The organism is Maritimibacter alexandrii, assembly GCF_005871115.1.
GTDB classification, from domain to species: Bacteria; Pseudomonadota; Alphaproteobacteria; order Rhodobacterales; family Rhodobacteraceae; genus Maritimibacter; species Maritimibacter alkaliphilus.
This window is the reverse complement of the sequence record NZ_SWKQ01000018.1, coordinates 52,432-78,508: the sequence shown is the minus strand read 5'-3', so window position 1 is coordinate 78,508 and position 26,077 is coordinate 52,432. Positions and strand designations below refer to the sequence as shown.

21 protein-coding genes, 1 tRNA gene and 1 pseudogene are annotated in these 26,077 nt (G+C 65.9%); 13 read left to right on the top strand and 10 right to left on the bottom strand.

The annotated features are described in order from the left end of the window. Window positions 1-248 (top strand): annotated as a pseudogene (locus FCT00_RS20700) (M10 family metallopeptidase C-terminal domain-containing protein); the annotation flags it as partial. Between the two features lie 116 nt (window positions 249-364). Here the strand turns inward: FCT00_RS20700 and FCT00_RS20695 are convergent. Further along, entirely contained in the window at window positions 365-829 is a 465-nt protein-coding gene (locus tag FCT00_RS20695) for a hypothetical protein (RefSeq protein WP_138424505.1), read from the bottom strand. 141 nt (window positions 830-970) lie between these two features. After that, window positions 971-2,197, bottom strand: coding sequence for a polysaccharide biosynthesis/export family protein (locus FCT00_RS20690; RefSeq protein ID WP_138424504.1), 1,227 nt, complete (start codon window positions 2,195-2,197; stop codon window positions 971-973). Window positions 2,198-2,401: 204 nt separating this feature from the next. Here FCT00_RS20690 and FCT00_RS20685 point away from each other — a divergent pair, with 204 nt between their 5' ends. The 4 genes from FCT00_RS20685 to FCT00_RS20670 are packed head-to-tail and all read left to right on the top strand — an operon-like array spanning window position 2,402 to window position 6,582. After that, a complete protein-coding gene (locus tag FCT00_RS20685) occupies window positions 2,402-3,637 on the top strand; it encodes an oligosaccharide flippase family protein (protein ID WP_138424503.1) in 1,236 nt (411 codons plus the stop codon). Between the two features lie 3 nt (window positions 3,638-3,640). After that, window positions 3,641-4,564 (top strand): glycosyltransferase family 2 protein, encoded by a 924-nt coding sequence (locus FCT00_RS20680; protein WP_138424502.1) that lies wholly within the window; start codon window positions 3,641-3,643, stop codon window positions 4,562-4,564. Window positions 4,565-4,575: 11 nt separating this feature from the next. Continuing rightward, the gene (locus FCT00_RS20675) at window positions 4,576-5,562 is read left to right on the top strand and encodes a glycosyltransferase family 2 protein (protein WP_138424501.1); all 987 of its coding nucleotides are present in this window, start codon (window positions 4,576-4,578) and stop codon (window positions 5,560-5,562) included. 15 nt (window positions 5,563-5,577) lie between these two features. Then, window positions 5,578-6,582 (top strand): glycosyltransferase family 4 protein, encoded by a 1,005-nt coding sequence (locus FCT00_RS20670; protein WP_138424500.1) that lies wholly within the window; start codon window positions 5,578-5,580, stop codon window positions 6,580-6,582. Window positions 6,583-6,639: 57 nt separating this feature from the next. On the opposite strand, the gene FCT00_RS20665 is transcribed toward FCT00_RS20670, so the two are convergent. The 3 genes from FCT00_RS20665 to FCT00_RS20655 form a co-directional block, all read right to left on the bottom strand. After that, the gene (locus tag FCT00_RS20665) at window positions 6,640-7,917 is read right to left on the bottom strand and encodes an O-antigen ligase family protein (RefSeq protein ID WP_138424499.1); all 1,278 of its coding nucleotides are present in this window, start codon (window positions 7,915-7,917) and stop codon (window positions 6,640-6,642) included. Beyond that, entirely contained in the window at window positions 7,914-9,368 is a 1,455-nt protein-coding gene (locus FCT00_RS20660) for a GumC family protein (protein ID WP_138424498.1), read from the bottom strand. The genes FCT00_RS20665 and FCT00_RS20660 overlap by 4 nt, the downstream gene beginning before the upstream one ends. A gap of 115 nt (window positions 9,369-9,483) precedes the next feature. Continuing rightward, window positions 9,484-10,095 (bottom strand): response regulator, encoded by a 612-nt coding sequence (locus FCT00_RS20655; protein WP_138424497.1) that lies wholly within the window; start codon window positions 10,093-10,095, stop codon window positions 9,484-9,486. Between the two features lie 285 nt (window positions 10,096-10,380). Between FCT00_RS20655 and FCT00_RS20650 the strand changes: the two genes are divergently transcribed. The 7 genes from FCT00_RS20650 (at window position 10,381) to FCT00_RS20620 (ending at window position 19,099) form a co-directional block, all read left to right on the top strand. Next, window positions 10,381-11,739, top strand: a complete 1,359-nt coding sequence (locus FCT00_RS20650; RefSeq protein WP_138424496.1) for a WecB/TagA/CpsF family glycosyltransferase — start codon at window positions 10,381-10,383, stop codon at window positions 11,737-11,739. 23 nt (window positions 11,740-11,762) lie between these two features. After that, a complete protein-coding gene (locus tag FCT00_RS20645) occupies window positions 11,763-12,650 on the top strand; it encodes a UTP--glucose-1-phosphate uridylyltransferase (protein ID WP_138424495.1) in 888 nt (295 codons plus the stop codon). Between the two features lie 107 nt (window positions 12,651-12,757). Then, complete coding sequence (locus tag FCT00_RS20640) at window positions 12,758-13,282, top strand: molybdopterin-dependent oxidoreductase (RefSeq protein ID WP_235889249.1); 525 nt, start codon at window positions 12,758-12,760, stop codon at window positions 13,280-13,282. 42 nt (window positions 13,283-13,324) lie between these two features. Next, the gene (locus FCT00_RS20635; RefSeq protein WP_138424493.1) at window positions 13,325-15,868 is read left to right on the top strand and encodes an ATP-binding protein; all 2,544 of its coding nucleotides are present in this window, start codon (window positions 13,325-13,327) and stop codon (window positions 15,866-15,868) included. Between the two features lie 82 nt (window positions 15,869-15,950). Next, window positions 15,951-16,937 carry a LacI family DNA-binding transcriptional regulator gene (locus FCT00_RS20630; RefSeq protein WP_138424492.1) on the top strand — a complete coding sequence of 329 codons (987 nt, stop codon included), beginning with the start codon at window positions 15,951-15,953 and terminating at the stop codon, window positions 16,935-16,937. Window positions 16,938-17,018: 81 nt separating this feature from the next. Next, the gene (gene hisD, locus FCT00_RS20625) at window positions 17,019-18,347 is read left to right on the top strand and encodes a histidinol dehydrogenase (protein WP_138424491.1); all 1,329 of its coding nucleotides are present in this window, start codon (window positions 17,019-17,021) and stop codon (window positions 18,345-18,347) included. Next, window positions 18,344-19,099 (top strand): SDR family NAD(P)-dependent oxidoreductase, encoded by a 756-nt coding sequence (locus FCT00_RS20620; protein ID WP_138424490.1) that lies wholly within the window; start codon window positions 18,344-18,346, stop codon window positions 19,097-19,099. Before hisD ends, FCT00_RS20620 begins: the two co-directional genes overlap by 4 nt. 9 nt (window positions 19,100-19,108) lie before the next feature. Here FCT00_RS20620 and FCT00_RS20615 read toward each other — a convergent pair whose 3' ends face one another. From FCT00_RS20615 to FCT00_RS20605, 3 genes are all read right to left on the bottom strand, one after another. Beyond that, window positions 19,109-20,194 (bottom strand): hybrid-cluster NAD(P)-dependent oxidoreductase, encoded by a 1,086-nt coding sequence (locus tag FCT00_RS20615; protein WP_138424489.1) that lies wholly within the window; start codon window positions 20,192-20,194, stop codon window positions 19,109-19,111. A 3-nt stretch (window positions 20,195-20,197) separates the two neighbouring features. After that, the gene (locus FCT00_RS20610; RefSeq protein ID WP_138424488.1) at window positions 20,198-21,436 is read right to left on the bottom strand and encodes an aromatic ring-hydroxylating oxygenase subunit alpha; all 1,239 of its coding nucleotides are present in this window, start codon (window positions 21,434-21,436) and stop codon (window positions 20,198-20,200) included. A 271-nt stretch (window positions 21,437-21,707) separates the two neighbouring features. Continuing rightward, window positions 21,708-23,744, bottom strand: a complete 2,037-nt coding sequence (locus tag FCT00_RS20605) for an NADH:flavin oxidoreductase (RefSeq protein ID WP_138424487.1) — start codon at window positions 23,742-23,744, stop codon at window positions 21,708-21,710. Window positions 23,745-23,859: 115 nt separating this feature from the next. On the opposite strand from FCT00_RS20605, the gene FCT00_RS20600 reads away from it, so the two are divergent. Continuing rightward, complete coding sequence (locus FCT00_RS20600; protein ID WP_138424486.1) at window positions 23,860-24,483, top strand: TetR/AcrR family transcriptional regulator; 624 nt, start codon at window positions 23,860-23,862, stop codon at window positions 24,481-24,483. 30 nt (window positions 24,484-24,513) lie between these two features. Here the strand turns inward: FCT00_RS20600 and FCT00_RS20595 are convergent. Further along, a tRNA-Arg gene (locus FCT00_RS20595) sits at window positions 24,514-24,590 on the bottom strand. Between the two features lie 57 nt (window positions 24,591-24,647). Then, window positions 24,648-26,066 (bottom strand): sensor histidine kinase, encoded by a 1,419-nt coding sequence (locus tag FCT00_RS20590; RefSeq protein ID WP_008331424.1) that lies wholly within the window; start codon window positions 26,064-26,066, stop codon window positions 24,648-24,650. Between the last annotated feature and the right edge of the window lie 11 nt (window positions 26,067-26,077).

The window sequence follows — 26,077 nt, the reverse complement described above, 5'->3', positions numbered from 1 at the left end:
GGCTGGGCGCGGCGGCCGACCGGATCGACGATTTCGAGGCCGGAGTGGACCGCATCATCCTGCGCTCCATCGACGCCGACACGACCACGGGCGGCGATCAGGCGTTCACCTTCGGCGGCACGCTGACACTGAGCCAGTCGGGCGGCGACACCATCATCGCGCTCGACACCGACGGCGACACGGTGGCGGATGCGGAGATCTACCTCACCGGGCTACTCACGCTCACGGCGGGGGATTTCGTGCTGTAGGGGGCGGGGCGGGGCCAATCGGCTTTCAGGTCATACGCAATGCCGACCGACGGCGTTCGCAGGTCCGGCTCAACGCATCGCACTTCACCCGCGCGCGTCCTTACGCCCCGCAGCCGTTAGACCTGTTTCCGGGCCGAACCGTCCTTCAACGCCTCGAGTTGACCCACAAGCCCGGGCGGCGTTTCGGGCATGAGGCCCGACACCCAGTTTCCCACCTCGTCGGGACGTTCCGACACGAGCGTCTTGGCCTCCGAGGTCACGTCCGAAAGGGCCGAATAGACCAAAGCCAGTCGGACCTTCGCCTGCGCTTCGACACTGTCCACCAGATAGGCGCAATTGACGTTGGTTTTGCTCTTGTCGACCGTGCTTTTGAACATGGCGTGGCGCCGCATTTCCGCGTCCGTCAGGCCCGACAGATCGACCCCTCTGAGGTCGATGATGATCGTCCTCAAGGGGGGCATGTCGACGTCGTCGAATGGCGCTCCCCCGCTCAACAGGGCCCGGAATTCATCAAGGCTGAACGGGTCACGGACGCGAAGATGGTGAACGCCGAAGTCGCGCAGATACGTGTGGTCTATCATCCGTTTGCGTCCTGCATCCCGCGCCGATGCGCCCTGACCCGGAGGCCGTGCATCCTTTTGCAAAGAATATGTCGCCCGCGCTGCCTTGTCGATCAGCGACCGGGCTAATCGTCCGGGATGAACCGCCCCACAAACAAGGCGCTAGGGCAGGATCGAGAGCGGCAATGACCCGATCGCGCTGCCCAGACCGGTGGCGTTCGTGACGGCGCTGTCATAGCAGGCAATCGCGTCCCCCGGCAGAAGAAAGGGATCGTAGTCGTCCCGGTCGGCCCGGCGCATCATGCTTTCGATATCGCGTTCTATGACGGCGGAAACCCCGGTCATCGGGTTGCGGGTATAGAGCGCTGCGGAGCGGTGGGCGTTGGTCGTGCGGGTGCCGCCGACGCAGTTGGTGTCGATCACGGCCTGCATATAGCGCGTGCCATAGGGCACTTCGCGCACGTCCTTGCCGATCGCGGACAGGGCATTGCCCGCCGCCGGTTGCGTGAGGTTCGATAGGAACAGCGTGATGCCCGGCGGGCTGATCGGGCTGGGCACCATCAGGTGGTCCTGAAAGCACATGCGGCTGGGCACCGTGATTTCGTCCCCGGTCAGGAGCATGATGTCCGCCCGGTCGCGGCCCGTCAGCACTTCGCGCAGGTCGAGAACGTAGAGCTGTCCGTTGCGCCGCAGTTCGACGGCAGACAAGTCGGCATCCGGGCGGATACCGCCTGCGGCCCGGATCGCGTTGGCAAGGTCGCGCGCCTCGGTGGTGGCGCCAAGCGTGTCCTGGCGGCCCCGGTCGACCTCCCCTCCGTTGACGCCGCCAATCTCGACCGGGCGCGGTTCGAACACCGCCCCGGTCACGCCGACGCTGGCCGCCGCGTAGTCCTGCAAGCGGACCGAGACGAGCGGGCGGGTGTCGAAATATCCACCGGACACGAGGGCCGAGGCGATGTCCGCCTCGACCTCTTCGATCCGGCGCCCCTGTGCCACGACCGAAGACAGGTAGGGCAGACGGATAACGCCGTCGCGCGAGACCTCGTAACGGTCCGAGAACGTCTCGTCCCCCGACACCAGCACCTCGACCAGATCGCCGCGCGACAGGAACTCGCCCCGGAGCGCGAACACGGCCCCCACCGTGCCCTTGCCGCCTTCGAAGCTGTCGCCGACCTCGCCCCCGCGGGGCGGCAGACACTTCGAGGCGTTCATGTCGCGGGCGCGCAGGATCGGTGCGTCGTCGCGCGGCGCCGGTTCGCGATACTGTGCCTGATAGGCGTCGCCCTGGGCGACCGGCTCGATGTTGTCGTGATCCACGACGGCGGCGCAAGCGGTTAGGCCCAGCGCGGCGGCGCACAGGGCGAGAAGAGGTTTGGGGGCGGTGGTCATGGCAGCGTCATCGTCCGGTTGCTTCGGTGTCCCTGCCTTTTAGGCGCGCCCCTTGGACCGTGCATCGCGGCAGACGGGTGAACGGGCTACCCTGAAGGATAGGGGGTGATACGAACGTCCAAGCCGGCTCGCCCGTGGCGCGGGAGACAGGCGTCCCGCCAGCCTTCAGAACGGGGACACGACGATCTGAACCCGGACCCCACCATGCGCCCTGCCCTGCTCAACACCCCTTTCGCCCGCAATCTTGCGGCCTACGGGGCGTCCGAAGTCGCCGCCAAGGCGTCGCGGATATTCGTGGTCATGGCGGTGGCGCGCAGTCTGGGCGCCGAGGAGATCGGGATCGCGGCGGCGGCCATGGCGGCCTCGGATATCCTGAAGTCGCTTACCGAGAACGGGATCGGTCAACGCCTGATCGCTGCCCGCGAAAGCGACCTCGCCGGGCTGGCCCGCACCGCGCTGCGCCTGTTCTGGGTCTGGGCCGTCGCGCTGTTCATCATCCAGCTCGCCCTTGGTGCGGCTCTCGCCCTCGCCTCCGGCGACGTGATGCTGCTGATCCTCGTCGCCGTGCTCGCGGGCGAGTTCCTGTTCATGCCCGCGGGCCTCGTTCAGGCCGCGCTTGCGATGCGGGCCGGCAAGCTCAAGCAGACAGCGGCCATCGCCGGGGGACAGGTGGTCGGGGCGAACCTGCTGACGGCCGTTTTGGTGCTGGCCTGGCCTTCGCCGCTGGCACTCGTCTTGCCGAAACTCCTTTCGGCGCCGATCTGGCTTATCTCGATGCGGCGGCTGCACCCCTGGCGCGCGGATCGCAGCGCGCGCTTCGCCCCCATCCGCCCTTTCATCCGCTTCGGCGCGCCCGTGCTGGGGGTCGAAGTGGTCAAGGCACTGCGCCTTCATGCCGACAAGCTGCTGGTCGGTGCGCTGCTGGGGCCCGAGGCGCTGGGGCTTTACTTCATGGCCTTCAACGCCGGTCTCGGGCTTGCCAATTCGTTTTCCTTCGCCTTCGCAAGCGTGCTCTTCCCGCATCTCGCGACGGCAGAGGATCGTGCGGGCGCATTGAAACAGGCGTTCCTTATGGGGGCCGGGATCATCGCGCCGGTCGTGGTGCTGCAAGCCCTCGCCGCGCCCTATTACGTCCCGATCCTGTTCGGTGACGGATGGGACGGGGTAAGCGACATCGTCTCGATCCTGTGCCTTGCCGCGATCCCCGGCGTGATCTGGACATCGGCGGCGGGCTGGCTGCGGGCGACGGGACGCCCCGGCATCGAATTCAAGACGACCCTGGGGCTGACCGCCGCCCTGCTCGTCAACACCGCCCTCATGGCGCCCTTCGGGCTGACGGCCATCGCCATCGGATACCTCGTGACCGCGACGGTCACCCAACTGATCGCGTCCCTTCCCGCGCTTGGCGCCGCGTTCTCACCCCGTATGCAGGAGGTCTGATCCATGCCCCGCTTTTCCATCGTCATCCCGGTCTTCAATGCCGAAGCGACCATCGCCGAAACGCTGGACGCCATCGCCGCCCAGACCGTCGCGGATTGGGAGGTCATATTGGTCGACGACGGGTCGACCGATGGCACCGCCGCGATCCTGCGCGAGCGTCTGCGTGAGGACAGCCGCCTGCGGGCCTTTCGCAATCCCGGCAAGGGTCCGAGTGCCGCGAGGAACTTCGGCGTGTCGAAACCTGCACGCGGCGACATCATCGCCTTTTGCGACGCGGACGACATGTGGGAACCGGAAAAGCTTGCGCGCCTCGACCGGATGTTCGCCGATCCGAGCATCGACGCGGCTTATGGTCAGGTCGCGTTCTTTCCGGGTGACAGGCGTGGCGCGATGCGGCGCTCGACGGTGCCGGGCGGCGCTTTGACCGCCGAGATGCTGATGGGCGAGAACCCGGTCTGCACGATGTCGAACCTGTCGATCCGGCGCAGCGTCTTTCGGGCACAAGGCGGGCTGGACGAAACGATGGTCTACAACGAAGACCTAGATTTCCTGATCCGTCTGGTCACGCGGGGCATTCGGATCGTCGGGGATCCGGCGCTTCACATTCGCTATCGTACGGACAACGGCGGATTGTCGTCGCGGCTGGTGGCCATGCGCGACGGGCGGCGGGCGGTCCTTGCGCGGGCGAAACGGTCTGGCCTGCGCCCCAGTCGGGCGCAGGAGGCCGTTTTCCTGCGCCACCTCGCCCGCCGCGCCCTGCGCACCGAGGACGGCACGCGGGCCGCCCTCCGGTTCGCGCTCGAAGGTCTCGCCACACACCCCCGCGCTTTTCTGTCGCCCGTGCGCCGGGGTCTGGCGACCGCCATCGCCGCCCTCGTCTCGCCCGCTCTTCCAAGACCTCTGCGCCGCGCCCTGTTCGCCGCTTGAAAGGATCGCACATGCCCTTTGCCTCCATCGTCGTCCCGGCTTTCAATGTCGAGACCACCCTGTCCGCCACCCTCGCCTCGCTCCTCGCGCAGAGTTTTCGCGACGTCGAGGTGATCGTCGTCGATGACGGCAGCTACGACCGCACCAACGAGATCGCCGACTGGTACACGCGCGACAAACGCCTGAAGGTCGTGCGCCAATCGAACCGAGGACTGGCCGGGGCCCGCAACACCGGGATCGCACATGCGACCGGCGAGATCGTGGGCTTCTGCGACTCCGACGATCTGTGGCATCCCGAAAAGCTCGCGGCCCATGTCGATTTTCTGCGTGCCAACCCCTCGGTCGGGTTGAGCTATTCGGGGTCGCAGCTGATCGACGATGCCGGGGAGCCCACCGGGCTTTTCCAAAGGCCGAAAACGCGCGGCGTCACCCCGGCGCACCTGTTCCGCCGCAATCCGGTGGGCAACGGGTCGGCCCCGGTCATGCGCCGCGCGGCGCTGGAGGATCTGGCCTTCCGCCCGGCCATCGAAAAGGTGCGCGACTGGGTGTTCGATGAAACCTTCGCCCAGTCCGAAGATATCGAATGCTGGATGCGTCTCGCCCTGACGACCGAGTGGGAGGTGGCTGGCCTGCGCGCGCCCCTGACGCTTTACCGGGTGAACGGCGCGGGCCTGTCGGCCGGGACCGAACGGCAGCTTGCGAGCTGGGAGAGGATGGTGACCAAGTTGAGCACCATCGACCCGGCCTTCATCGCGCGCCATGCCCCTGCGGCCCGCGCCTATCAGTTGCGCTACCTTGCCCGCCGCGCGGTAAGTGCGCGCGACGGTGGCCGCGCCCGGGCGCTTTCGTCCCGGTCGCTGTCCACGTCGCTGCATCCGCTTCTGTTCGAGCCGTTCAAGACGATCACCACCCACACGGCGGCACTGGCGCTGGACCTGTCCGGTCCGCGCCTCGTCACCGCTGCCGAGACCGCGCTGCGGCGCGCGCGCAACAACTGACAAAGGCACACCCGCATGACGACCATCGCACATCTTGTCGACGACACGACCCCGGGCGGGGTCATGCGCGTCATCGAGCACATCCAGCGGGATGCGGACATCGCCCGTCTGGCCCACCACCGCATCATCCCGCTGCCGCGCTCCGGTTGGGCCGTTCCGCGTGTCGAGGCTGACCTGATCGTCTCGCACCTGTCGCTGAACTGGCGGCGGTTACCGTGGCTCATGCAGCTTCGGGCCATCCATTCGGGCACGCCGATGGTGCATGTCGAACACAGCTACACCGCCGCCTTCGCGCGACACAACGTGGCGCGCATGGGCCGGTTCTCAACGATGCTACGGATCTCGTTCTCGCTGTTCGAACGCATCGTCGCGGTGAGCGAGGCGCAGGCCACATGGATGGTGGAAAAGAGTCTGGCCGACGCCGAACAGGTCGAGGTGATCGCATCGGCCATCGATGTGGCGCCGTTTCTTGCGCTGCACCCCATCCAGAAGGCGCCCCGCGTAATCGGTGCCTTTGGCCGTCTTGAACCGCAGAAGGGATTCGACACGCTGATCGCCGCGATGCGGGCCAGTCCGCGACAGGATCTCGAGCTTCGCCTTTACGGCGACGGCGGCGAACGCGAAGCGCTGGTCGCGCTGGCGGCCGGTGACCCCCGCATCCGGTTCATGGGCCACGTGTCCGACCCCGCCCGCGCTATGGGCGAGGTCGAAGCGGTCGCGATGCCGTCGCGGTGGGAGGCCTACGGCCTTGTCGCGCTCGAAGCCCGCGCCGCCGGGCGCGTGCTGCTCGTATCGAATGTCGACGGCCTGCGCGACCACGCCTCAGCCGGTGCGACACTCGTGCGCGATGGCTCGGTGCGTGGCTGGACGGCCGCGCTCGACGGGTTGGACACGCCCGACATGGTCGCGATCAAGCGGGCGCGCGTCGACGCGTCCGAGGCGACGCATTGGTTCGCCGAATGCTGGGAGCGGCTGGTGGAAACGCTTCTGAAAGACAAGGAAACTGCGCACGCGGCATAACGCACCCCCGTCCCGCCTGTGCAGGGCCGCGCCTCGGGCAACCGGGCGCGGCCATTTTTATGTGCGGTCGTGTCTGTCGTCCGCCATTTCGCGGGCATGAAGCCCGAGGATCATGAGGCCGGGCCAGAGCATGTAGGCTTCGATCTCGACGTTCTCGCCGAAGCTGAGAAGGATCAGGGTCATCATGATCCCCAGCGGCAGCCGACCCCGCGGCCCGCGTGCCGCGTCGACAAGCGCGAGGCCGGTTTGCCAGAACATCGGCACGAGGAGGGCCAGAAATCCGACGAGCCCTTTGACGAACAAAAGCCCCCACCAGGTGTGGTGACTGCCGATCGGCATGTATTCCACGATATGCGGTCCCGGCTCTGGCCTGCCGTGACCGAACCAGAACGCCTCATTCCGCCAGCGTTCGCCCGCGATGCGCTGAAGCGTCGCCCTGACGCGCGTGCTGTCGGCGCGCGCGTCCTTGAAGGTGCGCACGGCATCCGACGCGATACGCGCCACGGCCGGGCCGATCACGGCGAACGAGGCGGCAATGCCCGCACCCACCTTCCACGCCCAGCTTTTCGCAACGAGCGGCATGGTGCGGGGAACCACCGTACAGGCGACCAGACCGACAAGACCCATGCGGGATTTCGACGCGAAGATCATCACCATCGCTGCGGTCAGGCCGATGGTGCGCCAGCGTTTGTCGCGTTCCTCGAGCGCGAACAGGGCGAGGACGACACCCAGCAAGGCCGCGAAGGGCGACCATGGCGCGTAGAACTGCCAACGCGGGGTCCAGCTTGCTGGATCCCAGGTGAAAAAGAAGACGCTGAAATACTCCGGTCCGGGACCACCCACGGCCTTGAGCGGCGAGGTGAAGATGCGTTCCGGAAATCCGACATAGGGAGCGGCAATCAGGATCGGCGTCAGGATCAACGTCCAGAGCGCGATTTTCATCTGGCCCCGCACGTAGACCTCGCGCCGGATCGGCAGGACCGCGCCCGCCAGCGGAAACACCGCCATGAGCGCCCAGCCCTTCGCCCAGCCGATGGTCGACTTGATGGTCGCGCCCATGCCGTAGGACCAGTTGACGTGGCCGACCCAGAGCGCGACGAGCATGACGACCATGCCCAGCATCCAAGCCCAGACGACCGGCGGAATGCGGCCCGTCGCGCGCAGATCGGGCCGGATCGCGGGGCCGAGGTAAAGCGACAGACCGGCAAGCCCCGCCAGTATCCACCCCAGCACCGGCCCGACGACATAGAGCGCCCCGATCCCGTAGAAAGCCCAGGTCAGCGCCTGCGTCCGGTAGACGATCCGCTCGGCCGGGTTGGCGGGCGTCACGCTCACGGTGCGGGCTCTGCGAGCAGGCGTTTGATGAGCGGCCTGCGCATCCAGCCGAGTGCGAGGCCCATGAAGAGCATCAGCGTCGCCGCGATCCCCGCAGCGAGGGCGAGTTTCTTGCGCGGCGATGACGGCTGGTCGGGCAGGTTCGGGTCTTCGAGCACCTGAACCAGCGGGTAGGAGGCATAGAGGTCCGATTTGGTGGTCTGCGCCCGCGCCATCGCCGAGGCGAAAACCGCCTCGGCCACCTGAAAATTGCGTTGCAGGTCTTCAAGCCGCGCGGCGGGTTCCAGAAGCGCGGCGGTCTTCGCCTCGTCCGCCGCGAGTTGCGCGGCCAGCGTAGCATGTTCGGCAGCCAGCCCCTGCCGGGCGGCATCGTATTCCACAAGCCGGGCGAGCAGGTCCGCACGACCCCCGACCGGGGCAAGGTCGAGGGCGTCGAGATGATCCGCGCTCAGGCCTGTGATGCGCCCCGCGCGCCTGCGCGCCTCGGCGAGCGTCGCCTCATACTTCGTGCGGATACCCACGCGCTCGGGATGGTTCGCGCCGTATTGCTGGGCCGCCATCGCCAAGGCGGCGGACTGCTCGGCCATCTGATCGGCCAGCGCCGCGAATTCGCTGTCGGCGTGAAGCTTGATGGTGGCCGCAGCCAGCGTCGGAGAGATCGCGAGCGAGGCGACCAGGGCATCGACCTGCCGTGTCTGTTCGTCCAGCTCGGTCTCGAGGTCGAGCACGCGGCGACGCAACGCATCGGTTTCCGAGACGATCTGCTCATACTGTCCCGCCGAAACGAGCCCGGTTTCGCGCTGAAGCGCCTCCATCTGGGCACGGGTCGCGGCGACCGAAGCGCGGAATTCCTCGATCGCGCCCTCGCCGCTGGTTTCGCGGGTGCCCAGTTCGTCCGCACGCAGCGCATCGAGTTCTTCGAAGAAAGCCGCGATCAGCGCATCCCCGCGTTCCTGTGCGGCGATGGGCGACCCGGCTGTGATCGAAAGCTGGATCATCCCGGTCTGGTCGATCAGTTGCACCTGTGGCGATCCGAAATCGGCCCGGCTCGTCCCCACCGTTTCGGCCGCGTGCGCGATGATCCGGTCCGCGCCGATCAGGCGTTTATAGGTGACGGTCGGGCTGACGGAATTGTTGGCGAAGGGCGAACTGGCATGGGACGAGGCCTGCCCGATGCTGTCCAGCGTGACCGATGCGGACGCGCCCGAGCCGGGCAGGATTAGGACGGCCTGAGACGTGTAGCGGGCCGGTGCGGTCGCGAGATAACCCAGGATCGGCGCCCAGATCAGCGAGGCGGCCAGAAGCGTGATGCCGATATAACGGGGAAGGCGTCCGGCGTCGTCGATGCGACCGCCAACAAGCACCCGTCCGATGCTGGCCTTGCCGATCGGGGTCCTGATCGGGCGCAGATGATGCAGAACGGTCGAAAACTCTCGGGGTCGCGCGAACATGGGGGGCTCCTTCGCGCACAGACCTAAGCCAAGTGCCGTGCGAAAGCCCCGGCGCGGGGGGAGGAGCCGACGGCCCCGTTGGGGCATGCCCTATCCGGTCGGATAGTCGGCGCGGTCAGTAAAGCCCGGCTTCACGCGCGACGAGCGCCGCCTGCGTCCGGTTGTTGACGTCGATCTTGCGATAAAGCGTCTTGAGATAAAGCTTGATGGTCGGTTCGGTCAGGTCGAGATCGCGGGCGATTTCCTTGTTCGACTTGCCTTCGGTCAGGCCCTTCAGCACCTGCATCTCGCGTTCGGCCAGCTTTTCGGCCAGCGGATGCTTCGCCTCTTCCTTGGCGGTCATGAAATCGACGGGCACGTATTGCTCGCCCATCGCCATGAAGCGCACGGCGTTGACCAGCGACTTGGCCGACAGGGTCTTCGGCAGGAAACCGGCGGCGCCGAGGTCGAGCGCCTGTTGCGCGATCTCACGCGAGGCCGTGCCGGTGATGAGGGCGACGCGCTGGTCGCCGCCGATCTTCATCGCCCGCTCCAACCCGTCGATCCCGTTCATGCCCGGCATGTTCAGATCCAGCAGGACGAGGTCGAAGGGTTCGCTTTGCTCCATAAGCGCAATCGCACCGTCGTAATCCGCAGCCGTTTCCGTCTCGAAACCGCTGGCGGCTTCGAGAAAGGCGACGAGCGTGTCGCGCAACAGGTCATGGTCATCGGCAATCAGGATACGCATGGTGCGATAAGCTCTTTTTTGTCGGGGCCGTCCCTTTCGCAAAGGAAATCGGCCAAAATTTGGCAGCGGTGCCAGCTCGTCTCATTAAATCGCGAGTTAATTTAGCGCAAACGGTCATTCGCGGCGTCCGCTATCCGATCGGATAGTCGCCGATACCCGCTGGCTTGGCAACGCGTCCCTTCGGACGGATGGTGCCTCCGTTCAGGCTTGGAGGCTGTCCGCCTGTTCGCTGGAAATAAGGAAGGCCGACACGCAGAAACTCTGTAATTCAAGGAGTTATCTGCCATGCACCACGATCACGCCGCTTTCGCCCTACCTGCCCCGGAACCGCTCACGACCGTTCGTCTGTTCGACTTCGACGTCGTTTCGGAGCCGGGCGACCGGGTCGTCGACCACCTGCTCGCCCCGGGGCGACGGCGGGTTCATTTCGTCAATGCGCATTGCATCAACCTCGCCGCGCGCGACCTGTCCTATGCCCGTGCCCTGCGCTCGGCGGACGTGGTTCTGCCCGATGGTGCGGGCATCGAACTGGCGTTCCGCGCGGTCGGGCACCGGATGGCCGAGAACCTGAACGGCACCGATTTCGGCCCTCGCCTGCTTGCCGAGGCGGCCAGACGCGGCAAGTCGGTGTTCCTGTTCGGCGGGCGCCCCGGCACGGCGGACGCGGCGGCGGCGCGTCTTGCCCGCGACATCCCCGGCCTGGTCATCGCCGGCACCCGCGACGGATACGAGGGCGCGCGCGATACCGAGGCCGCGATCCGGGCGATCAACGCGTCGGGCGCCGACATTCTGATGGTCGCCATGGGCGTGCCGCTTCAGGACCAGTGGATCGCGGATCATGGCGACGACCTTGCCCCGCCCCTGACGCTCGGCGTCGGCGCGCTGTTCGATTTCCTCGCGAGCAACGTCTCGCGCGCGCCGCGCCTGTTGCGGAAAGTGCGCGGCGAATGGCTGTGGCGGCTGGCCGTGGAACCGCGGCGGATGTTTCGGCGGTACGTGATCGGCAATCCCGAATTCCTGATCCGCACGTTGGGTCTGATCGCGCCGCACACCATCGCGAAGCGTGCGTTCGATCTGCTGGTCGCGGGCGCGGTGATCCTTGCCCTGTCTCCGCTGTTCGCGCTCACCGCGTTGGCGATCAAAGCCGATACGCGCGGGCCGGTGTTCTTTCGCCAGACCCGTGTCGGGCGCAACGGTCAGCCGTTCAGCATGCTCAAATTCCGCTCGATGGGGGTGGACGCCGAGGCGCGGCGCGATGCCCTGCTCGCCACGTCGGACCGCAGCGGCGTGTGCTTCAAGTCCCGGACCGACCCCCGTGTCACGCGCGTCGGTCGCCTCCTGCGCCGTTATTCCATCGACGAGCTGCCGCAAGTCTTCAACGTGCTCACGGGCGATATGTCCATCGTCGGGCCCCGCCCGGCCCTGCCGAACGAAGTCGCCGCCTATCCGCCGCGCGCCCTTGGGCGGCTCGCCGTCAAACCCGGTCTGACTGGCGTCTGGCAGGTGTCGGGGCGTGCCGAGATCGGGTTCGACAAGATGGTCGACATGGACATCGCCTATGCCCGCACCCGATCCGTCCTGCTCGACGCCGTTCTGCTCGCCCTCACCTTTCGCGCCGTCCTGACCGGGCGCGGCGCTTACTGACGCTTCAATCAAGGAGATTTCTCATGTCCCATATTCGCAAAGCCGTCTTTCCCGTCGCCGGTCTCGGCACCCGTTTCCTGCCCGCGACCAAATCGGTCCCGAAAGAAATGCTGCCTCTCATCGACCGCCCCCTGATCCAATACGCGATCGACGAGGCGCGGGCCGCCGGGATCGAAGAGTTCATCTTCGTGACCGCTGCCGGGAAAGGGGCGCTCGAGGATTATTTCGACACCGCCGAAATGCTGGAAACGCGGCTCGCCGCGTCGGGCAAGCACGACCTGCTCGCCCGACTGGAGCAGACGCGGCTGGGCGAAGGCGCTTTGACCATCCTGCGGCAGGACAAGCCGCGTGGGCTGGGCCATGCCGTGCGCGTCGCCCGCAAGGCGGTGGGGGACGAGCCGTTTGCGGTCCTCCTCCCCGATGACGTGATCCGCGCGGGGCGTCCGGCCTTGGCGCAGATGATCGCCGCCCATGCCGAAACCGGGGGGCATATGGTGGCGACGATGGAAGTCGCGAAACCCGACGTGTCCAAGTACGGTGTGCTGGCGGTTCAGTCCACGACCGGGCGGTTGTCGCGAGCGAGCGGCATGGTCGAAAAACCCCGGCCCGAGGTCGCGCCATCGCGTGAGGCCGTGGTGGGCCGCTATATCCTCGCCCCGTCGATTTTCGACCGTCTTGCGATGATCGCGCCCGGCGCCGGGGGCGAGCTGCAACTGACCGACGCGATCAACGCGGATGCCGCGTCGGTCCCGGTGCATGGTTATGCCTTCGAAGGGACGCGCTATGATTGCGGGTCGCAGGCCGGGTTCGTCGCGGCAACGATCGCCTATGCGATGGACCGGCCCGAACTTGCCGCGTCGGTCCATGACGAGCTTGCGCGGTGGAACCGGCCGGCCGCACTTGCGGGCTGATCTCAGGGCGCACTATCCGAACGGGTAGTGCGCTATCCCGAAGCCCGTTTCGGATGGGACGAAACGTGCGATACATGGACAGCGTCGGAAAAACGGAGGTTGTCTTCATGTTCACCACTCACGGACCCATCGCCCGCGGGGTCGTCGTGGCAGCACTCACGGTCGCTGCCCCACTTTCGGGCATGGCGGATGGCCTTCCGCAACCGACCGGCGATGTCGTCCTCCGCGTGACCGGCGACATCGCCGTCACCAATGCCGAAGGCGCGGCGGTCCTCGACACCCAAATGCTTGCCGACATCGGTGAAACCACCTTTTCGACGACGACGATCTGGACCGAGGGCGAACAGAGCTTCACCGGCGTCGAACTCGAAGATCTGCTCGACGCGCTCGGCGTCGACGAGGGGATGCTCGAAGCCCGCGCGCTGAACGACTACATGGTCGAAATCCCCGTCTCGGACGCGGTCGAAGGCGGCCCGATCATCGCCTATCTGCGCAACGGCGAACCGATGTCCGTCCGCGACAAGGGGCCGCTCTGGATCGTCTACCCGTATGATCTAAACACCGACTATGCCAGCGAACTGATCTATTCGCGCAGCATCTGGCAACTGGACCGGATCGAAGTGGTCCGCTAACACCTCGGGCGGGCAAAGACCCACCCGTTTCGACAGGTCGCCATGCCGTTCACCCGTCGCCACCGTTACCTGCGCACGCTCGCAATCGCCGCATTGGCCATCGCGGGCGTCGTCGTGTCGGTGGCCCTTGGTGGCGAGGTTCTGCGCAAGCTTCGGCTGCTCGAAACGGCCGCGTCCGACAACATCCAGTGGACCCTGTCGCAGGTCGAGGTCGAATACCTAGACCTCGCCATCGCGATCGAGCAATTCCAACTCGGCCGGACGGACGACCTCGACACCGTCCGGCGCGAATTCGACATCTTCTACAGCCGTATCCGCACCCTGTCGGAGGGCGATCTTTATGCCGGACTACGCGAACAGCCCGCCTTTGCCCGCCAGCTTTCCGTCATCCGGGATTTCCTCGATACCTCCGTGCCGCTGATCGACGGTGCGGATGACGCTCTGGCCCGAGAACTCCCCGCTCTTTTCGAGGATATGCTCGACACACGCACCACGGTGCGCGAGCTGGCGGCGACGGGGCTGGGCTATTTCGCCCAACAGGCCGATCTGCGACGCGAGGAAATCGCCGACACGCTGTTCTATCTGGCGATCCTGACCATCGTGGTCCTGACCGGCCTTTTCGCGGCCTCGGTCGTGCTGTTCCGTTTGAACCGCAGCAACGAGGCGCGCGCGCGCACCATCGAAGCGGCCTCGCGCCGGATGGAGACCATCGTCAACACCTCGCTCGATGCCATCGTCGTCTCGAACCGGACGGGGCGCATCATCGCATTCAACGACGCGGCCGAAATCATCTTCGGCTACAGGCGTGAACAGGTGATCGGGCAACTGATGAGCGAGATCATCGTGCCGCCGCATCTGCGCAAGGCCCATGAGGCCGGCATGGAGCGGTTCCGCACGACCGGAGAGAAGCGGGTGATCGGTCAGGGGCGGATCAAGCTGGAAGCGATGCGGTCGGACGGGTCGGTCTTTCCGGCGGAAATGGCCATCGAGTCCGCCGAGGGCAGCGACGGCGAGATTTTCGTCGGCTACCTGCGCGACATTTCGCACCGGGTCAAAGCCGAGACCGACCTCGTGGAAGCCCGCGACAAGGCCGTGGCGGGCGAAAAGGCGAAGTCGGAATTCCTGGCCGTCATGAGCCATGAAATGCGCACCCCCCTGAACGGTCTGCTCGGCACGCTGGCCTTGCTCAAGGGCACCAAGCTGTCGGCGAAACAGGCGCAATATGTCGACAATCTCGAGGTGTCCGGGGGCCTGCTGCTCACCCATATCAACGACGTGCTCGACGTGACGAAATACGAAGCGGGCAAACTCGACGTCGATTTCGTGCCGACCGACCTGTCGGCGCTCGTGCGGAGCGTCGTCGATAACCAGCGCGACCTCGCAGCGGCCTCTGAAAACACGATCGAATGGTCATGGGTCGGCAAGCCGCTGCCGCCTGTCATGACCGACCCGCAGCGCCTGCGGCAGATCCTTATCAACCTCGTCGGCAATGCGGTGAAATTCACGCGCGGTGGGCGCATCCGGATCGAGATCGGCGCAGTGCCGCAAGGCGGTGGGGCCGATGTGACGATCACGGTTTCGGACACCGGGATCGGTATCGCACCCGAGGATATCGACAGGCTGTTCGAGGATTTCGAGACCGGCGACCGATCCTATGGACGGGCGCGCAACGGCACCGGTCTGGGCCTTGGAATCGCGCGGCGCCTGACGCGGGCGCTTGGCGGCACGATCGGCGCGGAAAGCGAGCTTGGCGAAGGCAGCACCTTCTGGATCGACCTGCCGCTCGATTACGCAAGCGATCCCGTCGAGACCGGGACCAAGGCCAAGCTTCCGGCCCGGCCCGCACAGGCGCAATCGATCCTCGTCATCGAGGACAACGAGATCAACCGCACGGTTCTGCGTGAAATGCTCATCGCGGACGGGCACAGGGTGGTCGAGGCCGAGGATGGTCTGCAAGGCGTTCATCTGGCGCAGTCGGCGGCCTTCGACCTGATCCTGATGGATATTTCCATGCCCGTGCTCGACGGCGTGGCGGCAACGGAATTGATCCGCTCGACGCCGGGGCCGTGCCAGACCGCGCGCATCGTCGCGGTGACCGCGCATGTCATGCCGGGCGAGGTGTCGCGGTTCACCGAGGCCGGGATGAATGGCGTCCTGTCCAAGCCCATCGACCGGGCGAGGCTGCGCCAGCTTCTTGTCGCGCAGGAGACCACGACCGAACCGACCCGGCCCGAGACCGGCTTCGTCGATCCGGGGCGTCTGGCGGAATTCAGGTCGGAAATCGGCGACGACCTGTTCGCAAAGCTGCGCCAGACCTTCGTCGATGATGGCGACGCGCTGATCGCCATGCTGTCGGCAGGGGGCGAAGGCCCGGCCCAAGTCGCGGACCGCTGTCACAAGATGGCGGGCGCAGCGGCGATCTTCGGGGCGGGCCCGCTTCGCGAGGCGCTCAAGACGACCGAAAGCGCGTGCCGCGAAGGCGTTTCCGAGGGTCGTCTTGCCGATCTGATCGCCACCCTCGTGCCCTTGTGGGCCGACACCCGCGAGGCGGTCCTGTCCGACACGGGCGCCCCTGCCGCACTTTGAGACTGCGCGATTCAGAGGCCGACCTCTTGATCCACGGATTGAAATGTTTTCAAGTCACCTCGCAGCAGAGGGCGAGGATCACGTGGCGCGGAAAATCACCGCTCAGGATGTGGCGGAACGGGCGGGCGTGTCCCGATCCGCCGTGTCGCGCGCGTTCCGGTCGGATCGGTCCCTGTCCGACGACAAGCGCGCCCGTGTGATCGAAGCCGCCCGCGCGCTTGGCTATGTCTCGCCTGCCGCGCAAGCCGTGGCCTCGGTCACGACCGGAACGATTACCCTCGTCGCAGGCGATCTGGAGAACCCGTTCTATCCCGTCGCGGCTGCCGAGCTTTCACAGGCGATCCACGCGGCGGGGCGACGCCTGATCCTGCATACGGTGCCGCCGGACATGGATGTGGACGCGGTGTTGCAGCAGGTGCTCGACTATCGCTCGGACGCGGCCATCGTCACCTCGGCCCATATGTCGTCACGCATTGCGCGCACCTGTCGCGACGCCGGGATGCCGGTGATCCTGTTCAATCGGGTGCAGCCGGACGCCGCCATGACGGCGGTGACCTGCGACAACTACGCGGGCGGGCGACTGGCGGCCCAACATTTTGCGGCACTCGGCAGGCAACGCATCGCCATGGTCGGGGGGAGCGCCGATACATCGACGCACATCGAACGCAGCCGAGGGTTTCGCGATGCGCTGACCGCGTTGGGTCGACCGCTCACTGCCGCGCCCGACGGGGCCTATCGCTACGATACGGCCTTTGCGGCGGCGCGGGTTATGTTCGACGGTCCGAACCCGCCCGACGCCGTTTTCGCCCTGAACGACGTCATGGCGCTGGCGGTGGTCGACGCGGCGCGCGAGGCGGGGCTGGGCGTGCCGGAGGACGTGGCGATCATCGGGTTCGACGATATTCCAATGGCCGCGTGGCCCTCTTACCGGCTGACCACGATCCGCCAGCCGCTGCGCCGGATGGTGGCCGAAACGCTGGACCTGATCGACGCGCAGAAGGCCGATCCGACTGTCGGCGGCACGATCCGTATCCTGCCGGTCGAGATGATCCGGCGCGAAACGGCTTGAAAACTTTTCACACTAGGTGGTCACCCTTGCCCGATCCGCGATGCTGCCGCTAGGTGAAGGCGACGAAGTGGAGGACATCGCATGGCCATCGAACATCTCAAACGCAGCAAACCCGAAACCGAGCGGGCCGAGGACGACGCCAAAGTGCGCGCCACGGTCGAAGCGACGCTGAAGGATATCGAAACGCGGGGCGATGCCGCCGTGCGCGATCTGTCGGAGAAATTCGACGGCTACACGCCCAACGCGTTCCGCCTGACCCCGTCCGAGATCGAGGCCGCGAAGCAGAAGGTCACGACGCGCGAGATGGAGGACATCAAGTTCGCCCAGACCCAGATCCGCCGCTTTGCTGAGGCCCAGCGCGCGACGATGACCGATACCGAGGTCGAGACGATGCCGGGCGTGATCCTCGGCCACAAGAACATCCCGGTGCAGTCCGTGGGCTGCTACGTGCCCGGCGGCAAGTTCCCCATGGTCGCCTCGGCCCATATGTCGGTGCTGACGGCGTCGGTCGCTGGCGTCCCGCGCATCGTCGCCTCGGCCCCGCCGGTCAAGGGTGCCCCCCACCCCGCCATCGTCGCCGCGATGCAATTGGGCGGCGCGCATGAAATTCTCGTTCTCGGCGGTATACAGGCGGTGGGCGCCATGGCCATCGGGACGGAAAGCATCGACCCGGTCCACATGCTCGTCGGCCCCGGCAACGCCTTCGTGGCCGAAGCCAAGCGGCAGCTTTTCGGGCGCGTGGGCATCGACCTTTTTGCGGGTCCGACCGAGACGATGGTGATCGCGGACGACACGGTGGACGCCGAAATGTGCGCGACCGACCTTCTGGGTCAGGCCGAGCACGGCTACAACTCCCCCGCCTGCCTCATCACCAATTCCCGCAGGCTGGCCGAAGCGACGCTGGCCGAGATCGACCGCCTGCTCGAAATCCTGCCCACCGCCGAGACGGCAAGCGTAAGCTGGCGCGACTATGGCGACGTGATCCTCTGCGACACCTATGACGAGATGCTCTCGGTCGCGAACGACATGGCCTATGAGCATGTGCAAGTGATGACCGACCGCGACGACTGGTTCCTCGACAATATGGTCAGTTACGGCGCGCTGTTCCTCGGCCCTCGCACCAACGTGGCGAACGGCGACAAGGTGATCGGCACGAACCACACCCTGCCGACGAAAAAGGCCGGGCGCTATACCGGCGGGCTTTGGGTCGGCAAGTTCCTGAAAACCCACAGCTATCAGCGGGTCACGACGGACGAGGCGGCCACGCTGGTCGGCGAATACGGCTCGCGCCTGTGTATGCTCGAAGGATTCGTGGGCCACGCCGAACAGTGCAACGTCCGCGTGCGCCGCTACGGCGGGATCAACGTGCCTTATGGCGAGGCCGCACCCTACCGCGGGGCCGCGGAATGAGCGCGCCGGACTTCTCGCTTTCGGGCAAGCGTGCCTTGGTGACGGGCGCGGGTCGGGGGATCGGCCGCGCGATTGCCGAGGCCTACGCCGCCGCCGGGGCCGAAGTCACGCTCTGCGCCCGGACGGGCGCGGAGGTCGAGGCCGTGGCCAAGGCGCTCACCGATCAGGGGTTCAAGGCGGAGGCGTTGGTCGCGGACGTGACCGACATCGCGGGCTTCGCCACCCTCATCGCCCGGCGCCCCGCCTTCGACGTCTTCGTGAACAACGCAGGCACCAACCGGCCCAAGCCCTTGTCCGAGGTGAGCGAGGACGACTACGACGCGGTCATCGACCTGAACGTCAAAGCCGCGATCTTCGCGGCGCAGGCGGTGTCGGCCAAGATGGTCGAGAACGGGACCAAGGGCTCGATCATAAATATGTCCTCGCAGATGGGTCACGTCGGCGCGGCCAATCGCACGCTCTATTGCGCATCGAAATGGGCCATCGAAGGCTTCACCAAGGCGCTGGCCGTCGAACTGGGGCCGAACGGCATCCGCGTGAATACGATCTGCCCGACTTTCATCGAAACCCCGATGACGAAACCGTTCTTCGAGGATCAGGCTTTCCTCGACAGCGTATTGGCCAAGATCAAGCTGGGGCGCATCGGGCAAGTGGGCGACATCACAGGCGCCGCCGTGTTCCTCGCCTCGGACGCCTCCGGCCTGATGACCGGAAGCGCGATGATGCTGGACGGAGGGTGGACGGCTGACTAAGCCGCCCGCTCAGGCTTCGACTTCGACGGCCCCAATGGGGTGCGAGCAACAGGCGAGCACATAGCCCGCCTCGATGTCGTCGTCCGAAATTCCGCCGTTGTGAACCATGTGGACCTGACCCGAGGTCTTCTTGATCTTGCACGTGCCGCAGACGCCGAAGGTGCAGCCCGAGGGGATCACGATGCCCGAATTGCGCGCGACCTGTAGGATCGTGTCGGTCTCGGTGCAGTCCGCCGTCGTGTCCGACCGCGCGAAGGTGACGCGCGCTTCGGCCGCATCGTCGAGCACCAGATCGTCCGGGTCAGGAAGCTGCTCTTCCGTCTTGACCGGGGCGACGAAGGTTTCCTGCGCATATCGGTCCATGTCGTAGCCGAGGCCGATGAGCATTTCGCGCACCGCATCCATGAACGGTTCGGGACCACAGCAATAGACCTCGCGGTCCATGTAGTCGCCCGCGATCAGGCCGATCATCAACTGGTTCAGACGCCCCCGAAACCCGGTCCAGACGTGGTAAGGGTCGTCCTCTTCCACAAGGAAATAGAGCTTCAGCTCCGGCACGCGGGCCGCCATCATCTCCAACCGCTGACGCGCGATGATCTCGCTCGGTCGTTTGGCGCAGTGCAGGAACACGATGTCGGTGCCAGCGCCCCTGTCATAGAGATAGGTGGTCATCGACAGGGACGGCGTGATGCCGGAGCCAGCCGAGATGAACAGGTATTTCTTCCGCTCGCGCGTCGGCAGGGTGAAGATGCCCGCAGGCCCCGTGGCCTTGATCTTCATTCCCGGACGCAGGTGGTCGAGCATCCATCGCGTGCCGATGGAGTCCGCCTGCGCCTTGACCGTCACCGACAGGGTCAGCGGGCGCGAGGGCGACGAGCTGATCGTGTAGGTGCGCCAGACCGTGCCGCCGGGCACCGGAAGCTCCAGCGTGACGAACTGCCCCGGCTCGTATTTGAACACGGCCCCCGACGGCGCGATGAAGCTGAACGACGCGGTGTTCGGCGCCTCGGGCACCACCGCGCAGCATTCCAGCAGTTCCTCGTCACGCCAGATCGCGGCGTCGGCGGAAGCGGTCAGGTCGGTCTGCAAGCCCATCTCTTACTCCGCCGCGAGGACAGCGGGACCGGTGATCGCGCGGATGAGGGTGCGGGCGTACCATTCGACGAACTGAATATTGCCGCTTTCCTGCACCGGCGAATATGGCCCCGGCTCGTAGGCGGGCGAAAGAATGCCGCGCTGGTTGTTCTCGACCACTTCGCGGTCTTCCTCGTTGGTGTGTTCCCACACTTCGGTCAAGCGTTTGACGTCGTAATCCTGCCCCTCGACCGCGTCCTTGTGGACCAGCCACGTGGTCTGCACCTCGGTCCGCATGGGGCCGATGGGGGTCACGCGGAAGGTGATGGCGTGATCGCCGAGAAAGTGGTTCCAGGTCGTCGGGTAGTGGAACTTGAGCAGCGTGCCGGGCGTGTCGTCCGTGACCCGGCCCAGCTTTTTGGCCACGGCCCATTTCGTGTCCATCGTGTAACTCTGCGCGCCGCCCAGCAGCGGCATACGCGCGAGGCGGTATTGGCCAGTATCGGACAGGTGGAACCGCGACGGCACGCCTGCGGCTTCGAGCCGCTGGAAATGGCTTTCGACAGACGGCGGGAACGTCCCGTCCTCGGAGATCCCTGCGACCGCCGGATCTTCGGGAAAGGTGCGGCACAGCGACGGATGGTTGCCCGAGCAGTGATAGCACTCCCGGTTGTTTTCCCACACGAGTTTCCAGTTGCCCTCTTCGATGATCGTCGACTGGTGCGCGATTTTCGCGTTGGTCAGATCGTGCGGGGCGAGATAGGGCTCGGCCACGGCGGCGAAGGTGTCGAAATCCGGCGCGCGGTCGGCAAGGCAGATGTAAACCAGCCCCGACAGAACGCGGCAATGCACCCGCTTCAGCCCGAACTTCGAAGCGTCGAAATCCGGCCCCATGTCGCGCGCCCACAGGAGTTTGCCGTCCAGCTCATACGTCCACTGATGGTAAGGGCAGACAAGCTTGGGGTTGGTGCCCTTCCTGGTCTTGCACAGGACCGATCCACGGTGGCGGCAGGAGTTGTGGAAGGCGCGGATCTCGCCGTCGTTGCCGCGCACGATGACGACCGAATAGGCACCCACCTCGTACACCACGTAACTCCCGGCCTTCGGCACTTCGACGGCGGGCACGGCGTAAAGCCATTCGCGATACCAGATGTTTTCAAGATCGACGGCAAAGGTGCCCGCGTCGCAATACAGATCCTGAGACAGCGAATAGCCCGGCTTGCGGCGCATGAGTTGCGAAAGAACGTCCGAGTCGCGCAACATGTGACTTCTCCGATGTGGTCCGCGGATGATGCATCCACCCGGCGGGGTGAGGTTTCCGATTTGCAGAAAGCTCGCGAGTCAGTCGGCCCGGCGCGCGCCATTCCTGCGTTTCCAAAACACGATTTTGCGCCGCTCGAACGGGCGGAATCCGACACGCGAAAATCCGTCCGCGACCTGCGCGGAAATTGGCGCCTTGCCGCTGTCCGTTCCGGCATCGAAGCGCCCCGATCCGCGCCCAATCCCTGTGCGTCCCGCGAACATCGCCCGCCGCCTACAGGGCCCGCGCGAGGCGCAGCGCGTCGTAGATCGCCGCATGGGTGTTGCGCGCGGCCACGGCATCGCCGATGCGGAAAAGCCGATATGTGCCCTCCGGGTTCGTGGCGACGGTTTGCGGCGCATTGGCGATGAGGGCTTCGTAATCGACTTCGCCCAGATTGGAGGAACCGGGGCGCAGGTCGAAATATAGATCGTCCAAGGGCCGGGTGCCGTGGTTCACCACCACCTGATCCACCCGACGCTCGCGTTGGACATCGCCGTAATCGCTGCCGATGTCCGCGACGAGTTCATTGCCGTCCCGCCGCACCGCATCCAGCCGCCATGTCACGGTGAATGATACGTCGCGCGCCTGAAGCTCGCGCAGCGCGGGGGTCAGCGACATCGCCATGACCTCGGGCACGATGTTTCGGTCGCGGGTCATCACCTCGACTTTCGCGCCCGTCGCCGCGATCTTTTCGGCGGCCTGCAACGCCGGATAGTCGCCCGCATCGTCATAGATAAGCACATTCGCGCCGGGGCGAACGTCGCCCGACAGAATGTCCCATGTCGAGGTGACGAGGTCGTCGCCCTCACGCAGCACCTCGACATGCGGCAGACCCCCGGTGGCGACGATCACCACGTCCGGCGCAAGGTCGGCGACCGTCTCCGCATCCGCGAAACTGTTGTAACGGAAGGTGACGCCGAGCCGCTCACACTCCGCAACGCGCCACTGGATGAGTTGCATCATTTCGGCGCGCCGTGGTGTCTGCGCGGCCAGACGCACCTGCCCGCCGGGATCGTTCGCGGCCTCGTGCACGATCACCTCATGGCCCCTGAGCGCGGCGACCCGTGCGGCCTCCAGCCCCGCAGGCCCGGCGCCGACGATGACCACGCGACGCCAGCTCTCGGCTGGTGCGATCTCATGCGGCTGCTCGATCTCCCGGCCCGTCGAGGGGTTGTGCAGACAAAGCGCCATGCCGCCTTGGTAAATCCTGTCGAGGCAGTAGTTCGCCCCGACGCAGGGCCGGATACGATCTTCCTCCCCCCGCATGATCTTGGCGACGATATGCGGATCAGCCATATGCGCGCGGGTCATCCCGACCATGTCGAGCTTGCCGGAGGCGATGGCATGGCGCGCTGTCGCGACGTCCTGAATCTTGGCGGCGTGAAACGTGGGGAACTGCGTCGCGGCCCGGATGTCGCCCGCGAAATCCAGATGCGGGGCCGAGCGCATCCCCTGCACCGGGATCACGTCGGTCAGGCCCGCGTCGGTGTCGATATGCCCCTTCACCACGTTCAGGAAATCGACCATGCCGCTGTCTTTGAGCCGCTTGGAAATCTCCAGCCCGTCCTCGCGCGTGAGACCGCCCGGCAGATCCTCGTCCCCGGTGTAGCGCACGCCGAGGATGAACTCGGACCCGACCCGGTCGCGGATCGCTTTCAGCGTGTCGAAGGTGAAGCGCAGGCGCCCGTCCAGATCGCCACCATAGGGGCCGTCGAGCGTGTTGGTCAGCGGCGACCAGAACTGATCCATCAGGTGCCCGTAGGCCTGCAACTCGATCCCGTCGAGGCCCGCCGCCTGCATCCGTTCGGCGGCATCGGCGTAATCCGCGATGATCCGGGCCACGTCCCAGTCCTCGGCCTTTTTCGGAAACGCCTTGTGCGACGGCTCGCGCTCATGGCTGGGCGACACGACCGGGAGCCAGTCGGCCTTGTCCCACCGCGTCCGGCGGCCAAGGTGGGTCAACTGGATCATCACCGCGCAGCCATGCTCGTGGCACTCGTCCGTCAGAGCCTTCATCCAGCCCACGACCTCGTCCTTCCACGCCAGAATGTTGTTGAACACCGGCGGACTGTCGCGGGAGACGCTCGCCGACCCCGCCGTCATCGTCAGTGCCACACCCGCCCGCGCCCGCTCCACGTGATAGGCGCGATACCGGTCCTTGGGCATCCCGTCCTCGGGATAGGCCGGCTCGTGACTCGTGATCATCAGCCGGTTCTTCAGCGTCAGATGTTTGAGTTGATAGGGCTGGAGAAGCGGGTCGTTGGACATGGAAACCTCCGTGGCTCGGCAAGCGATTCCACAAAATGTTCACTTATGTCAAGTTTGGAGACATCGGTGTCTATTCTCCTTGCCCGACCTCGCCCCGGCGCATAGGATCGCCGCCATGACCGACGCACGGGACATCACGGAAACCGGCTGGCGCGGATCGCGTGAGGGGTGGCTCGACGCGGCCAAGTCCGCGTTGATCGATAGTGGCATCGGCGCGGTGAAGATCCAGCCCCTCGCCGAGCGGATCGGCCTGTCGCGCACCAGCTTCTACTGGTTCTTCAAGGATCGCGCCGCCGTGCTGGACGCCCTTCTGGAAGACTGGGAAGCGACGAACACAGGCGCGCTCGTCTCGGCCTGTGACGCCTATGCCGAAACCGTGCAGGAGGCGGTTCTGAACCTGATCGCGGTGTTTCTGGACGACGGCGGCTTCGAGGCGCGGTTCGACTTCGCCATCCGCGGATGGGCGCACCAGTCCGACACCGTCCGGGCCCGCGTCGCTCAGGCCGACGAAACCCGCCTCGCCGCGATCCGCGCCCTTTTCGCCCGCTACGGCTATGACGGGGACGAAGCCGACGTGCGCGCGCGCACCATCTACCTCGTTCAGATCGGCTACATCTCGATGCAGGTGGAAGAAGGCCTCGAAACCCGCCTCGCACGCTTTCCGCACTATGTGCAGACCTACACCGGGCAACCCCCGACCGCGAACGAAATGGCGCGCTTCGCGTCCCGGTTCAGGTGAACCTCGGATCGATCCGGCATGGAAGGAAAGTGGCGCGCTGGGGAGGATTCGAACCCCCGACCCCTTGATTCGTAGTCAAGTACTCTATCCAACTGAGCTACCAGCGCGCGGGGTAGCGGCGATGTAACGGCACAGGCGGGGCATTGCAAGGGGCAATCCGCGAATTACTGCGCCGCTTCCTCACGCGCCACCGGATCGGCCAGCGTTTCCAGCCCGCGCGGAAGGTGGATCGCAAAGACGGTGCCGTCCGGCCCGGTCCGTTCAAGCTCGAGCCGCCCGCCATGGCCGCGCACCAGTTCGGCGGAAATCGCCAACCCCAGCCCGGTGCCGCCCTTGCGCCCACCTGCCGCGAAGGGCTGGAACAGAAGCTCCTGCGCTTTGGGCGGCAGGCCCGGCCCGGTGTCCTCGACCCGGATCGTCCATTCGTCGGCGGTCTCATAGCCCGACACCATGATCTCGCCACCGCTCGCGCCTTGAAGCGCCTGACGGGCATTGCGCACGAGGTTGCGCAGGATGCGATAAAGCTGTTCGGGATCTGCACGGACAGACAGGTTCGCGGGCACGTCTTCGGAATAGGAAATGTCGTCTTCACCGGCGGCAAGGCGTTCGCTGTCGACCACGTCGCCGACCACTTCCGACAGGTTGAACCGGGTCAGGCGCGGCGCGGGTTCTTCGGCCTTGCCGAAGGCGAGCGTGGATTCGCACAGATTCACCGCGCGGCTGATCGAACCCATCAGCTTGGGCACGGCGCGCTGCACGCCGGGGTCTTCGCTCATCTCGACACGGTCTGCGAAAAGTTGGGCCGTGGTCAGGATATTGCGCAGGTCATGGCTGATGCGGGCGACCGCACCGCCCAGTTGGGCCAGCCGTTCCTTTTGCTTGAGCGCACTCGAAAGCTGTTCCTGCAAGTCGTGGAGGGCCTCTTCCGCCTCGCGCAATTCCCGCACCCGCGACGCGGGCGCGATGATCTGCCGGGCGTCCTCGGGCGCCTTCGCATAGCCCATCATGTTCTGCACGACCTTCTTGATCGGGCGCACCATCAGGGTGCGGACGGACAGGAACAAAAGCACGGCCGTCGCGATCGAGATGATTGCCGACAGGGCAAGGATACGGCGGCCATATTCCAGCATGGCATCGCGCAGGGGCGCACTTTCCATCGTGACCTCGATCACCAGCCCGCCTTCGCGCACCGGGTCGCCGATCACCCGGATCACCTCGTTCTCGCTGTCGAAAAGGCGCACGACGGCATCGCGCATCAGCATGGCGAAACTCTCTTCGCGCAGGTCGAAACTCGCGGCGACCGGGCCCGGCACGGGCGACGACAGCATCAGTTCCCGCGCCTCGTCGCGTCGCAGCACGACGTTGAACACCTCGGCGTTCAGCAGAAGCTCCCGCTCCAGCTCCGCGTCGATCATGTCGTCGGCCAGCAGGACGAGCGACGCGATCTGCGCGCGTTCGAGCCGGGATTGCAGGTAATCTTCGCGAAAACTGGCGATGGAGGGGACAAAGATAAGCACTTCCGCCAGCATGACGAATGCGGCGGTCAGGATCAGGAACCTGCCGGAGAGCGAGTTCAAAAACATCTCGTCCCTAC

Coding starts and splice junctions, on each gene's coding strand:
- FCT00_RS20695 (WP_138424505.1), bottom strand. CDS start 829: ATGATAGACCACACGTATCTGCGCGACTTCGGCGTTCACCATCTTCGC.
- FCT00_RS20690 (WP_138424504.1), bottom strand. CDS start 2,197: ATGACCACCGCCCCCAAACCTCTTCTCGCCCTGTGCGCCGCCGCGCTG.
- FCT00_RS20685 (WP_138424503.1), top strand. CDS start 2,402: ATGCGCCCTGCCCTGCTCAACACCCCTTTCGCCCGCAATCTTGCGGCC.
- FCT00_RS20680 (WP_138424502.1), top strand. CDS start 3,641: ATGCCCCGCTTTTCCATCGTCATCCCGGTCTTCAATGCCGAAGCGACC.
- FCT00_RS20675 (WP_138424501.1), top strand. CDS start 4,576: ATGCCCTTTGCCTCCATCGTCGTCCCGGCTTTCAATGTCGAGACCACC.
- FCT00_RS20670 (WP_138424500.1), top strand. CDS start 5,578: ATGACGACCATCGCACATCTTGTCGACGACACGACCCCGGGCGGGGTC.
- FCT00_RS20660 (WP_138424498.1), bottom strand. CDS start 9,368: ATGTTCGCGCGACCCCGAGAGTTTTCGACCGTTCTGCATCATCTGCGC.
- FCT00_RS20655 (WP_138424497.1), bottom strand. CDS start 10,095: ATGCGTATCCTGATTGCCGATGACCATGACCTGTTGCGCGACACGCTC.
- FCT00_RS20650 (WP_138424496.1), top strand. CDS start 10,381: ATGCACCACGATCACGCCGCTTTCGCCCTACCTGCCCCGGAACCGCTC.
- FCT00_RS20645 (WP_138424495.1), top strand. CDS start 11,763: ATGTCCCATATTCGCAAAGCCGTCTTTCCCGTCGCCGGTCTCGGCACC.
- FCT00_RS20640 (WP_235889249.1), top strand. CDS start 12,758: ATGTTCACCACTCACGGACCCATCGCCCGCGGGGTCGTCGTGGCAGCA.
- FCT00_RS20635 (WP_138424493.1), top strand. CDS start 13,325: ATGCCGTTCACCCGTCGCCACCGTTACCTGCGCACGCTCGCAATCGCC.
- hisD (WP_138424491.1), top strand. CDS start 17,019: ATGGCCATCGAACATCTCAAACGCAGCAAACCCGAAACCGAGCGGGCC.
- FCT00_RS20620 (WP_138424490.1), top strand. CDS start 18,344: ATGAGCGCGCCGGACTTCTCGCTTTCGGGCAAGCGTGCCTTGGTGACG.
- FCT00_RS20615 (WP_138424489.1), bottom strand. CDS start 20,194: ATGGGCTTGCAGACCGACCTGACCGCTTCCGCCGACGCCGCGATCTGG.
- FCT00_RS20610 (WP_138424488.1), bottom strand. CDS start 21,436: ATGTTGCGCGACTCGGACGTTCTTTCGCAACTCATGCGCCGCAAGCCG.
- FCT00_RS20605 (WP_138424487.1), bottom strand. CDS start 23,744: ATGTCCAACGACCCGCTTCTCCAGCCCTATCAACTCAAACATCTGACG.
- FCT00_RS20600 (WP_138424486.1), top strand. CDS start 23,860: ATGACCGACGCACGGGACATCACGGAAACCGGCTGGCGCGGATCGCGT.
- FCT00_RS20590 (WP_008331424.1), bottom strand. CDS start 26,066: ATGTTTTTGAACTCGCTCTCCGGCAGGTTCCTGATCCTGACCGCCGCA.